We start from the raw sequence: 11351 nt of genomic DNA on the forward strand, positions 1-11351 counted from the left end.
GACGCTCAAGGCGGTGCCCGGTGCGAAGCCGGACCTGGCCAAGGTGCAGACGGCGACCGCGATCCCGCTCGGCAAGGTGACCGGCGTGACCGGCAAGACCGGCGGCACAACCACGACCGCGCCGGCGTTCAGCGTGTACAGCTGGGGCCAGTCATCGCCGTTGCCGAGGTCCTCATCGGCGATCGAGTACAGCGACTCGCCAGGTCGCACGGTGTGGACGCTCTCTCGCGGCGCGGACAACACCCCGCTTCCGACTGTCAGATGCGCGGCGGACAGGCTTGGAGACCCGACTAGGGCAGGTGCGGTCGCCGTGATTCGTACGCCGGTCGGGGTCACCGAGGTGATCTCGACGGCGTGAGCGGGCGTGGCACGTAACAGAGCGGTGATGCCGATTGCGGCGATCAGCGCGGCAGCCAAGGCCTGGGTCGGCCCCAACGCGGGGACGTGCGGAGCATGGACCGATCGGGCAGCGGCGACGAGCTCGATCGCGAAGGACACAGCCAGGATCGCCCACAGGTACCAGCCGACGACCGACAGGGCCTTAAGCAGCAGCTGCGGTGTCATGGTGCTGGTCAGCGCATGCTTGGCCGCGTCCAGGGTCGGGATCGAGTGCGGCAGTGGGTTCCCGGCATAATGCAGCAGGGCCCATGGGATTCCGGCGAGGACGGCGATGGTAGTTGTGGCGGCCAGCAGGGCCTTGACCGCGCGGGCGGTGCCTCGTGCGGTAGCGGTGATCGCCTGGGATATCGCCATGATCGGTTGGTTCCTTGCTGCTCGTGGTGCGCTGTCAGGTGCCTTGTTCGGCTTTCGCGCTGGCGGTGGCGTGAGCCGTCATGGCTCCCACCCCAGCCAGGGCCAGCAACGTCGCCTGCCGGGTGTGGGTGACCGAGACGGTGACGGTGGTCCCGTTGACGCTGACGGTTCCGGCATCGCCGGTGCCGGCCAGGTACGCCTGGGCGGCGGTGACGGCGGCCGAGGCGTCGAGTACCGCGGGTCCGCCGGCGCGTAGGGCACCGATGTTCAGGGCTTGGGCGCCGGCGCGCGCGGCTTCCTGTGCCTCGTTGAGTGTGCGGACGCGCGCGTCCAGGGCCATGCCGCCGTCATAGGCGAGCCCGGCGAACATCATCAGGGCTATGGCGATGATGATCGTAAAGACGGTCACCACGCCGTCTTCTCGCTTGTCCGGCTCGCGCAGTGCCTGCCACCGGAGTGCAGTTGTGTGGAGGAGTCGTCTCATGGCTGCGTCGGCGTTGATCGGTAGGTGTCCACGACCGAGGAGAAGCTGGCCGTGATGGTCCGGTGGCCGGGGAAGGCTCCGAGCCCTGACACGTCGGACAGGGAGACGGTGCAGCTCAGTGTGACGCGGGCGGTGCCGCCGGGGGCCAGGGAGCCGACGTCGGTGCTCAGGTTCATGGGGGAGCAGGTGATCCCGGCCCCGGAAAGGGATTGCGCTGCGGCCGCGTTGGCGGCGTTGTCCGCCGCGCTGGGGGTGAGCGCGAGGCTGGCGGCCCGGGCCGCGGCGTGGACGGCCTGGTCCACCTGAAGCTTGGCGTCGACCAGTCGGCCAGTCCCGACTACCAGCAGCAGGAACGCGATGAAGACCGGTGTGAGCAGGATTAATTCAACTGTGGCCGATCCGCGCTCGCGTTCGTGTTCGCTGTGGAGCCGTGCCATGCGGGAGAGCACAGCGTGTCGGCGCGGCGGTTGTTGTCGCATCGGCGGATCCTTTCCGGTCTGTTCGGTATATGGCGGCGCGGCTGGGGGGTACTAAGTTATGGCGGAGCGGTGGTGTTTATGACTCATTTGCCGCTCCAGATGAGCTGGGGTGCCGATGTCTCTCGCGGCCGTGCGTTTCACTGGAGTCGCCATGGCGGGTGCTGCGGACCGGGCAAGAGCTCGAGGACTACGGCGACGCCGATACGGCATGACCATCGCGCGGCACGACGATGGTCCCGGCGGTCCCGGTCATCGACCTGTCGGCACGCTCTGACAGCATCTCCGGCATGGCCGACGTCGATTCCCTGATCCGCCGCGTTTTCAACCGTGCCAACGATGACAACGGCGGCCTTCCCGCCCCGGTCGATGCCGACCGCATCGTCGAAGCTGAGTCCCAGCTGGGGTTCGCACTCCACCCACTGCTCGCGCGCCTCTACCGAGACGTGGGCGATGGCGGATTCGGTCCCGATTACCGGCTGCTGCCGCTGCTCGGACCAGGCTCCAGCGTCGTCGGCGAGTACCTCGCGCGGCGCGAGAGGTCGATCAGTGCGGAGAATCCGGGGTGGCCCGAGGGCCTCGTTCCGATCCTTACATGGGGTTGCGCGATGTACGCCGCTGTCGACTGCCGCAGCGAAGACGGTCAAGTCCTGCTCTTCGAGCCGAACGCGTATAGCGGCGGCGCCTGGGACGAATGCTGGTTCCGCGACGCCGAGAGCCTCGTGGCCTGGCTTGAGGCTTGGCTCCACGGAACTGGCTGGGCTGAAGTGAACGCTCAGGGCATAGGGGACTTCGTCGAGCTGGAGCTGTGGGAGCAGGCCGGAATCCGCCTTGCCGACGGGTAGTGCCTCAGCATGAGCAGCCTCGGTTCGTGAACCGAAGCGACCTGCCATGCTCATCATCAACCTCCTCCCTTCAGTTCCGGGGCGATGAGGCGTCAGTAATCGCGAACTGACGCTAGTTCTTGCTCCACGCCTCGATCGGGGCGGCGGCGTGTGCGGAGACGTGCAGGTGGAAACCGGGGATCAGGGACTGGACGGTGCCGGTGACGTCCGCGATCGCCTCGCCGGCCCCGCGGGTGATGGTGATCTGCCGCTGCGGCAGCGTGCCGCCGGCCACGTTGTCAAGGATCGATTGGCCCTGCACTTGGCCGCTGGCTGTCGTGGCGTTCTGGGCGCGTGCGACGGCAACCGCTTGGGCCGCGGCGGTGTGCGCGGCCTCGGACCCGAAGTAGAACAGCATGAACTGCGCTGCGAGCAGGACCAATAGCAGCAGCACTGGGAACGCCAGCACCAGCTCCACGGTGATCGATCCCCGTTCGGGCTGCTCGCGCAGCCATGTCAGGCGCGATCGGGCCCTGGAGCCAATGCCGACGCCGGCTGTGCTCACTGATTTGGACTGACGTTGATATTGTTGGCCGCGTCAAGGATCTTGACCTTGAAGATCGCAAGAGCGGCCAGGACGATGACCGCGATGCCTCCGACAATGAGCACAAACTCTACGGTGCTTGCGCCGGTCTCGCGGTTCTCCACCTTGCGCAGCTCGTTGAAGCGAGCCACCAGACCGTCAAACATGATCTTCAGTGGTGTGAGTTCGTTGAACATGGGTTGCGCCCTTCGTGGATTGGTTCGGTCTCCGGCGGTTGCCAGAGTCGGGGACGCCGTCAGCAGGGTGCCGCGGCGTGGTCTGTGTGTCAGAGGCCGCTCATGACGTGGGCCATGGCGGGGTATCCGATCATGATGAGAAAGCCCATGGCCATGACCATCAGAGGCAGGCTCATCCGCTCAGTGGCCGCATTCGCGTAGCCTTCGGCCTTGGCCAGGCCCGCGGCCCGCAGCGTGCCGGCCTTGGCCGCGAGGCTTGCTCGGACCTTCGCGCCTTCCGAGCCTGCCAGGGCAAGAGACGTGGCCAGCTCACCGAGCGCCGGGACATCCAGCTCGGCGCCCAGTTGGGCCAGGGTGGTCCAGGGCGCGACTCGGGAGATCTCGGCGGTGGCCAGAGCCTTCCGCAGGGCGACGAACGCCCAGCCGTCGCCGACCAGACTCGCCTCCTTCAACGCGGCCTCGATTCCACCGCCGGCGGTCAGGGAGATGGTGACCAGGTCCAAGAACGCGGACAGCGCATGGGTGAACTCCTCCCGGCGCGCGGCGGCCTCGGCCCGCAATCCGTAGTCGGGGGCGATGAACGCCGCCGCGGCGAACGCGAGTGACACCCAGACCGACAGCATCCAGCCCAGCGGCATCCCGGCCGCTTGCAGCAGTCCGGCCAGAACCAGCGGCGCGGACAGCCCCAGCACGCCCAGCATCGCCTTCTCCGCCAGGTACGCCGGCACCGAACGCTCCAGTACCATCAGGTCCTTGCGAACCCGCGTCCCCGGCAGGCCGAGACCGGCCAGGAACACGCCGAGCGGAGCTCCAGCTCGTGCGAGCCAGCCCTCGTCGTCGGCGCCCAGAATCGGAGCCGGGGCGGAGTTGGTGCTCAGCGCGGACATCGCCTCAGCCAAGGTGGGCTTCGGCGGGAAAAGCCCGTAGATCAGAGCGGCCAGAGCCAGACCGAACCCGGCACCGCAGATGAGCGCGGCAGTCATCGCCGACCTCCTGCCTCGGAGGCGTGTTCGCTCAGTCGAGTGAGGAACCGCTGGGACTGCTTCGGCGCGGCGATCTTGTTCAGCCACGCGAAGCCGGCGGCGAACAACGCGGCGATCACTGTCAGGACCACCTGGCCGGTGGAGCTGCCGTAGGGCGCCATGTAGGAGCGATCCAGCAGCATCAGCCCGCCGCCCAACCCGAGGACCACGCCGACGATGGTCCGTACCGCCGTGCGTGTGCGTCGACGACCCGCGGTGATTCGCATCCCCAGGGCTGCCTGCTCCCGGGCGTAGGCGGCTAGTTCGCTCAAGACGTCGCCGAGGTTTCGAGCCTGCTGCCGGGAGGCCAGGATCAGCGCGGCCACCACCAGGTCTCCGGTGGCATCCCCCAGGTCCGCGGCGAAGGCCCGCAGCGCGTCATCCAGGCGGGTACCAGATTTCAGGTTGGCGGCGAGGTTCCGGACATCGGCGCGGATCACCACCGGAGCCCCGGGCGCGGTGGCGGCGATCGACTGCTCCAGACCGGCCGCGGCGCCCAAGGTGTCGCGCAGCGCCTCGGTCCACGACGCGATCGCCTCGATCCGGGCCTGCTCGGTCGCGGCCGAGGAGTCCTTCCCGAACATGCCCGGCAGCACCCACGCGGCCAGCGCCGCGATCACCGCACCGATCGGCCAGCCGGTGAATGTCCCCACCGCGACCGCAGCTCCGGCCGAGATCAGAACCCTGCGGGTGGTGCCGGGCGCCTTCAGCCGCTCCAGTAACTCAGCCGTGCCGGGGCCCTTCAACTCCTGGTCGGCCGGCACCCCGATCAGGCCCCGGAGCATCAGCGTGATCCCCGCCGCCACGCCGACCCCGCACAGGATCGCGGTCAGCACGCCCGCGGTCACAGCGACCACCCGGCACGCGCTGAGCGGGTCAGCACCGCCTCGTCGAGCCCTGCGTCGATGAGGCGCTGTGCGGTGTCCGCCGTCCAGCCGGTGCCCGGTACCGCGCGGCCGTCCCGCCCGGGTTTGTGCACCTCGTTGCTGGTGATCTCGCCGTTGTCGCCGACCCCGGTGATCTCCCGGATGGAGGAAACCACGCGAGTACCGTCCCGCAACCGCGCGAGCTGGACCACCACGTGCAGGGCGCTACCGACAAGCAGGTTGGTGGCGGAGCGGTCCAGACGCTCCGGAGACTGGATCGCGTAGGTGGCCATCTTGTCGAACGCCTGCTTCGAGGAGGAGGCGTGAATGGTGCCGATGCTGCCGTCGGTGCCCATCATCATCGCGTTGAGCATCGGAACCAGCTCTTCACCACGGACCTCACCGACGATCACCCGAGACGCGTTCATCCGCAGCGACATCCGGACCAGCTCGGCCTGGGTGATTGCTCCGTGGCCCTCGACGTTGTCTTCCCGGGCCTGCAGCGCCACCACGTCCGGATGCGTCTTGCCCAGGCCCAGCTCGTAGGTGTCCTCGATCGTGACCAGCCGCTCTTCCGGGCCGATGCACCCGGCCAGGGCCCGGGCCATCGTGGTCTTGCCGCCGCCCATAGGGCCACTGACCAGGATGTTCAGCTTTGCCCGCACCGTAGCAGCCAGCTGCGCGGCGATGTCGAAGTCGAACATCCCCATCGTCGTCAGTTGCTGCAGCGACACCGCCATGTGCCGGTGACGGCGAACAGTCATCGACACACGGTCGGAGACTCCCATCACCGCGAACAGTCGCGAGCCGTCAGGCAGCTGAATGTTCAGCTGCGGATGGGCACGGTCGAATCGTCGTTCCTCAGTGCCGGCGCGCGCCGCGATCGTACGCAGCAGCTCGACGAAGTCTTCCTCGGAGGCTGCGATCGGGCCGACCTGGACTTTGGTGCCGTCGGCGTACTGAACGAATACGTGGTCGAAGCCATTGGCGGTGATGTTTTCGACCAGGGGGTCGTCCAGCCATCGTTGCAGCCCGCCCATGCCGAACAGGGCGTCGAAGACCGCGCGAGCGACCTTGGCCTCGGCGAGGTTGTTCAGCACGCCCCGGCCGCCGCCGGCGAGCGCGGCCCGGGCATGAGCCATCAACGCGTCGTCGATCAGTTCGCTGCCGATTCGCTTCCGCTCGGCAGCCGCGGTCCCCTCCGTTACGTGCTCGGCCAGCCGGGCGCCCACGGACGCGCGCAGCTTTCGTACCAGGTGCTGTTCGTCCTCGGACAGAGCCTCAGTCTCCAAGGCGGCAACGCTCATGCTGAAGCTCCGATCGGTTCATGCTCGGCGCCGTCGGCAGCCCCGTCTTCCGGTTCGGTGTGAGATTCCGCGCCAACTCGTAGATGTTCGGCGGCGAGGGCTACCGCGAGGCTCGTGGCGGCTTTGGCAAGCGGCAGCCCGGCAATCCCCCCGCGCCCTGTGAGCCGAGACAGGGCGCCGCGGGGATCGGGTCTGCCGGCCAGCATCGCCGCTGCCGCGGCGTCATTCGGCAGTTCCGCGGCCAGGGTGATCCCGGTCGACTCCTCGATCTCGGCCCTCGAAAACGGTCCGGCTCCGACGGTGACCAGCGCGAGCCTGGTGCCCGACGCCGCGCACCGAGCCAGCAGGTCTTCGGCGGCGCTGATGACCCGAGTCAGCTCGTCCAGCACCGGGCGCGCAACCAGCAGCAGCACCTCCGCGGCCTCAGCGACCGCCCAGCCGTGGCCGTCCGGAGACAGATCACCCAGGTCGGCGACCACGGCGAAGTCCTCCTGGACCGCGAGCGCGCGCAGCAACTCCCGGCCGTCCTCGTCAAGCATCGTCATGGCTGCCCTGGCATTCTCGGCCGTCGGCGGCGCCAGCACCACGTTCAGGCCGCCGGGCAGCTCCTGGACGTGCTCAGCCAGCAGCTTGGCTTCGGTGGCGCGGCGGGCCCCAACCGACAGCGAGGCCAGACCAGGCTCCGGCCCCAGCGAGAATCTCGCGGCGACATCGCCGCCACGAGCGTCGGCCTCCAACAACACCGGTTCCCCTGCAGCGGACGCCGGCCACATCGCCGACAACGCGGCAGCGGCCGTAGTCACCCCTGGCGAGGACTTCAACGAACCCAGCGCGATCAACACGGCGCTCAGCTCCCCGACGGCGAAGTCAGCACCAACTGCACCTGCGCCGACGGTATCGCCGCGATCGCCGACGCCGATCCGGCGTCCGTCAACAGCGACACCGACCCGGTCGCCGAATCCGACCCGGGGGTGATCGACAACACCACCGCGCTCGGCGCCCCCGACAGCGGCACCACCGAAACGGAGCCCGTAGCGCCCGGCGCCGGTGAAGTACCGACCACGACATGCGCCCCAGCAGTCATCTCTGCCGGATACTGCCCAGTCTTCACCGCCACCGCGATCACCTGCTGTCCTGAGGCCGGAAACGACGCCGGACCTACCTCACGACGAGTCAGCAGAGCCCCCGGCGCCAACGGCAACGAGGCCGCCCGACCGGTCACCGCAGACTCCTGGCCAGCCGGGATCAACCCCAGCCCGGCATCAGTCGCCACCTGCACGACCGCGAGGTCAGAGGATTGAATCACCTGCCCGGCGCGCACCGAACGCACCACCGCCAGATACGACTGCCGGCCGCCGACGTTCAACGAGGTCGCCGCGAACCCGATCGCGAACACGACAGCCAACGCCCCACCCAGCACCGCGTAGGGCACCGAGCGACGCTTGGCGGCCGGCGCCAGGCGCGGCTCGGACTTCTTCGCCGAGTCGCCCAGGCGACCGGACAACTTCACCGGCTCGATTTTCGACAAGGGGGTACCCACGAACTGGCCTTTCACAGATTTGGGGGAGTGGAACGAGGTTCAGACGCGCAGCTTGAGCAGCAGCTGTCGAAGCTGGCTATCCGGTACCGGTGACGATCGCCTGGCTCTGCTGCACGGTGACCGGAATCGTCGCGGTCGTGGTCAAGTCGGCAAGCGTCCCAGCCTGCCCAGCCCCGACCCAGTCGACCCGCCAACTGATCGTCGCGGCGACCTGGAACACGCCACCCGGCGCTGCACCTGACGAGGTCCTGTAGGTGTGACCGCAATCCGGCGACGACGCCTTCGGGTCCGTTCCCGGCGTGAACGGCGTCCCAGGACCGGCGCACACCGTCGAAGTCCCATCACCGAAATCCCAGGTCACTGAGACCGGCGTTGCCGTCGCCAGCACACGCATGCCGGGAACCTCCGCTGAAGCCGACACTGGCGCCCATACGCTGCGCGGGAGGAAAGCCCAGGTAGGAACACCTACCCACTGCGGGCTACCGACCGGTGGATTCGACGAGATCACCGGCTTCGGCAGTACCAGACTGTTCCGCGCCCGCGCCGCCAACACCGCCGGCGTTGGCTGCATCAACGCCGCCGGAGGCGGATTCGTCAGCCACACCATCTGCTGCGTCGTCGAGGCGACCGGCTGGCCCGGCTTGCCACCGAGCTTGATGCCGTCTGGGCACGTCTCCAGGTACCAGGCACCCTTCTGGCCGGAATGCGTGTCCGTGCCGGGCTGCGGTACGTACGTGGGATCGGCCGCATAGAGGCAGTTGCCGTTGACCAGAGTCTCCTCGGACGTCGGTGAGGTCGGCGCCGGGCCACCGTTCGAACCGCCGGATCCTCCACCAGGACCAGAGCCTTGGCTCGGCGATGGCGTGGTGCCTGGCGCGCCGGGGTTGTTCACGTCGATCGTGCACGACCCGGTGCCCGGGTTACAGGTCACACCACCTCCGCCTCCACCGACGGGGATGCCCTGGTCGGCGAACGCCGATGAGACCCCGAGCGTGGTGAGTGCGACGAAGACGCCTGCGATGACCGCTGATATGCGGCATATCCGGGTCAGCATGTGCCCGGGGCGCTGAACGCGAAGGAGGACGCCTTGAGGGCTCCGTCGGACTTCTCCACCATGGCCTGCGTCAGGCGTCGACCGCCTGGATGCCCGTTGTGGACGAGGGTCCCGTCGGTCGTGTACAGGTTGAACCCGGAATCGTCGACACAGTCCTCGACCAGCACCTTCGCCGCATCACCCGAGCCGATGACCTGCTTGACCGTCGGGTGAAGCAACTTCGGCTGGCCCTTGGCGACGTACCCGTCGAGCTTGTTGATGTGGATCGCCTGCTGGAAGAACGACAGCGCGCCCCCAGTGAGGTGGTTCGCGAGAGTCGGGTCTTGATCATTCATCGTGGCCTCGACCTTGATCACGTCTGCCCACAATGCCCGGTAGGTGGCGAGGCCGGCTTGCGCCGCCGGGCTGCTCTGGTCCACCAGCACGGATGAGGACGCCGTCGTACTCGATCCCGAAGGCGCCATGGAGGACGTCGAGGCTTGCGCAGTCGCGGCTTCCGGTCCCGACGGAGCCTTCGATGCTCCAGGTGAGCCACTCGCGCATCCGGCCGCCGCCAGAAGCGCTGCGCCGATGACGACGCCGGCGGAGGCACGACCTCCGAGGCGGTAACGAAACATCGAAAATCCCCGTTTATAGTACTGAGCGTGGTCTAGTCCGCCTTCGCGGAGCCACAGAATATGCACAGCTTCTCGATCTTCACCAGACCCCCCAGTCGACGGCGTGGCGTACGTTATGCAGTCGATAGCTACAGACGTTGACATAGAGTTACATGGACTGCCGCGTTGCCGTTTCGTGGCATGTATCAGCTCGGCTCGCCTGCACGTCTGACCTGCTGTAAAGGCGCCGATGAGTCATCTGACCACTAGCACCCCAGCCATCGCGCTCGGCACGTGTATCGGCCTCGCCGCCGGCCTGTATGGACCACGCGCCGCCCGCCGCAGCGCGGGTAGGAGCGGTCCGGGCGGAGCGCGACCGGCGGCGCCCGCCGCCTTCGACTGGCTGGTCCCGATCCTCGGCGCCGGATTCGGAGCGCTCGTCGGTGCTCGATTCGGCGTATCCGCACGCCTGCCGGCCTACCTCTACCTCGCCGCGCTAGCGCCGGTACTCGGCGCCGCCGATGCCGCGACGAAACGGCTGCCCAACCGTGTCCTGCTGCCTGCATACCCGATTGTCATGGTCTTGCTGGCGTTCGCCGCTTGGCGGGCCGGCGAGACCAGTGCGCTGTGGCGAGCAGTAGCCGCGGGTACGGCTCTATACGGCCTGTTTCTTGTCGTCGCGCTGGTTGTCGCTCCGGGGTCCTTGGGCTTCGGCGATGTGAAGCTCGCCGGGCTGCTCGGGCTGTTCATCGGATTCCTGGGATGGGCGACCGTGTGGATCGCGTTGATGATCGCTTTCGGTTCAGCAGCGCTCTATGTCGTGCTGCGTGCGCTGCTGCGGCGCGGGCCGCGCATCCAGACACTGCCGCTAGGCCCAGTCCTACTGCTCGGATCGCTGGTCGCCGCAATCGTTGCATAGTGAGTTGTCGCCAACCTGAATGTGCTGGTCAGGATGCTGGCGTGGCAGGGCTCGTGGGTACCGGCGCTGATCGTGGGCTGCTGTCTGCGGTCTACTCATGTGTCATCGGTCGGTTTCGAGGTTCGTTGTGACGAGCAGGGCGTGTAGCAGGTTCGTGGCGCGGGCGGGGTCGGATTCTGGCCGCTAGTGAGCACGACAGCGTCCTACGGTCCTGTCCGGTATTCCTCTGGGCAGGACCGTGACGTATCCGCACGCACTTCGCCGGCCCCGCCGTTCGGGCCCCGCGGTCATGCAAACGGGCTTCTCTATGCAGCACCACCCGACACAGCTTCGTCTGAAAACGGATCGTCAAGCGCGCCGAACGACCGCGCGCTGCCAAGCTTCCGGGCTGATCAAGAAGACCAAGCACTCCCGGCGCCGGCACGGTTGATGAGTTGCCGGTTCATGGTGTCCGGCTCGGACCGCACCTCGCCCCGATTTGCCTGGACCGCGGCTACGTCCGTATCGAGATGGCCCCGCTCGGCGCCAAGTGACCTGAGGCTGTGGACAACCCGTTCGAATCTGTGGACGTTTCTGTGGATGACCGTTCGAACTGGCCGTTCGTGGCTAGGGCGGCTTGCCGCAGACCCGCTGCGACGGCCTGAGTCGGGACCATTCAAGGGTTGGCGTGATCTGGTGCATGTGGGCGCGAAGGTAGTGTCGGTCTGAAGTAGACCCACCTGTGGTGTTG

The 11351-nt window shown here is 67.8% G+C and carries 14 protein-coding genes; 2 read left to right on the forward strand and 12 right to left on the reverse strand.

Annotation, left to right across the window (positions count from 1 at the left end; translation table 11 throughout):
* From GWK61_RS48130 to GWK61_RS48140, 3 genes are all read right to left on the reverse strand, one after another.
* A partial coding sequence (locus GWK61_RS48130; protein ID WP_194920122.1) for a LysM peptidoglycan-binding domain-containing protein occupies window positions 1–753 on the reverse strand: 753 nt, incomplete at its 3' end.
* Between the two features lie 34 nt (window positions 754–787).
* On the reverse strand, window positions 788–1165 hold the full coding sequence (locus GWK61_RS48135) for a pilus assembly protein TadG-related protein (protein ID WP_194920124.1): 378 nt from the start codon (window positions 1163–1165) through the stop codon (window positions 788–790).
* Window positions 1166–1233: 68 nt separating this feature from the next.
* The gene (locus GWK61_RS48140) at window positions 1234–1674 is read right to left on the reverse strand and encodes a TadE/TadG family type IV pilus assembly protein (RefSeq protein WP_194920126.1); all 441 of its coding nucleotides are present in this window, start codon (window positions 1672–1674) and stop codon (window positions 1234–1236) included.
* A gap of 329 nt (window positions 1675–2003) precedes the next feature.
* Between GWK61_RS48140 and GWK61_RS48145 the strand changes: the two genes are divergently transcribed.
* Complete coding sequence (locus GWK61_RS48145; protein WP_194920128.1) at window positions 2004–2558, forward strand: SMI1/KNR4 family protein; 555 nt, start codon at window positions 2004–2006, stop codon at window positions 2556–2558.
* Window positions 2559–2670: 112 nt separating this feature from the next.
* On the opposite strand, the gene GWK61_RS48150 is transcribed toward GWK61_RS48145, so the two are convergent.
* From GWK61_RS48150 to GWK61_RS48190, 9 genes are all read right to left on the reverse strand, one after another.
* On the reverse strand, window positions 2671–3102 hold the full coding sequence (locus GWK61_RS48150) for a TadE/TadG family type IV pilus assembly protein (protein ID WP_194920131.1): 432 nt from the start codon (window positions 3100–3102) through the stop codon (window positions 2671–2673).
* Window positions 3099–3317: a Flp family type IVb pilin gene (locus tag GWK61_RS48155; RefSeq protein ID WP_194920133.1), complete on the reverse strand. Its 219-nt coding sequence runs from the start codon at window positions 3315–3317 to the stop codon at window positions 3099–3101. The genes GWK61_RS48150 and GWK61_RS48155 overlap by 4 nt, the downstream gene beginning before the upstream one ends.
* A gap of 89 nt (window positions 3318–3406) precedes the next feature.
* The gene (locus GWK61_RS48160) at window positions 3407–4300 is read right to left on the reverse strand and encodes a type II secretion system F family protein (protein WP_194920143.1); all 894 of its coding nucleotides are present in this window, start codon (window positions 4298–4300) and stop codon (window positions 3407–3409) included.
* Window positions 4297–5187, reverse strand: coding sequence for a type II secretion system F family protein (locus GWK61_RS48165; protein WP_323748096.1), 891 nt, complete (start codon window positions 5185–5187; stop codon window positions 4297–4299). Before GWK61_RS48165 ends, GWK61_RS48160 begins: the two co-directional genes overlap by 4 nt.
* Entirely contained in the window at window positions 5184–6512 is a 1329-nt protein-coding gene (locus tag GWK61_RS48170; RefSeq protein ID WP_194920146.1) for a TadA family conjugal transfer-associated ATPase, read from the reverse strand. Before GWK61_RS48170 ends, GWK61_RS48165 begins: the two co-directional genes overlap by 4 nt.
* The gene (locus GWK61_RS48175) at window positions 6509–7354 is read right to left on the reverse strand and encodes a CpaE/TadZ family protein (RefSeq protein ID WP_194920148.1); all 846 of its coding nucleotides are present in this window, start codon (window positions 7352–7354) and stop codon (window positions 6509–6511) included. The genes GWK61_RS48170 and GWK61_RS48175 overlap by 4 nt, the downstream gene beginning before the upstream one ends.
* 5 nt (window positions 7355–7359) lie before the next feature.
* Window positions 7360–8022: a hypothetical protein gene (locus tag GWK61_RS48180; RefSeq protein WP_194920150.1), complete on the reverse strand. Its 663-nt coding sequence runs from the start codon at window positions 8020–8022 to the stop codon at window positions 7360–7362.
* A 106-nt stretch (window positions 8023–8128) separates the two neighbouring features.
* Window positions 8129–8944, reverse strand: coding sequence for a hypothetical protein (locus GWK61_RS48185; protein ID WP_194920152.1), 816 nt, complete (start codon window positions 8942–8944; stop codon window positions 8129–8131).
* A gap of 155 nt (window positions 8945–9099) precedes the next feature.
* Window positions 9100–9570 (reverse strand): hypothetical protein, encoded by a 471-nt coding sequence (locus GWK61_RS48190; protein ID WP_194920154.1) that lies wholly within the window; start codon window positions 9568–9570, stop codon window positions 9100–9102.
* A 382-nt stretch (window positions 9571–9952) separates the two neighbouring features.
* Between GWK61_RS48190 and GWK61_RS48195 the strand changes: the two genes are divergently transcribed.
* Entirely contained in the window at window positions 9953–10621 is a 669-nt protein-coding gene (locus tag GWK61_RS48195; protein WP_194920156.1) for a prepilin peptidase, read from the forward strand.
* The last annotated feature ends 730 nt before the right edge of the window (window positions 10622–11351 follow it).

It is taken from the genome of Catenulispora rubra (assembly GCF_015356825.1).
GTDB classification, from domain to species: Bacteria; Actinomycetota; Actinomycetes; order Streptomycetales; family Catenulisporaceae; genus Catenulispora; species Catenulispora rubra.

Excerpts from the sequence above, each read along its gene's own strand:
- GWK61_RS48170 (WP_194920146.1), bottom strand. The coding sequence starts at position 6,512 with ATGAGCGTTGCCGCCTTGGAGACTGAGGCTCTGTCCGAGGACGAACAG.
- GWK61_RS48145 (WP_194920128.1), top strand. The coding sequence starts at position 2,004 with ATGGCCGACGTCGATTCCCTGATCCGCCGCGTTTTCAACCGTGCCAAC.
- GWK61_RS48140 (WP_194920126.1), bottom strand. The coding sequence starts at position 1,674 with ATGGCACGGCTCCACAGCGAACACGAACGCGAGCGCGGATCGGCCACA.
- GWK61_RS48195 (WP_194920156.1), top strand. The coding sequence starts at position 9,953 with ATGAGTCATCTGACCACTAGCACCCCAGCCATCGCGCTCGGCACGTGT.
- GWK61_RS48155 (WP_194920133.1), bottom strand. The coding sequence starts at position 3,317 with ATGTTCAACGAACTCACACCACTGAAGATCATGTTTGACGGTCTGGTG.
- GWK61_RS48160 (WP_194920143.1), bottom strand. The coding sequence starts at position 4,300 with ATGACTGCCGCGCTCATCTGCGGTGCCGGGTTCGGTCTGGCTCTGGCC.
- GWK61_RS48190 (WP_194920154.1), bottom strand. The coding sequence starts at position 9,570 with ATGGCGCCTTCGGGATCGAGTACGACGGCGTCCTCATCCGTGCTGGTG.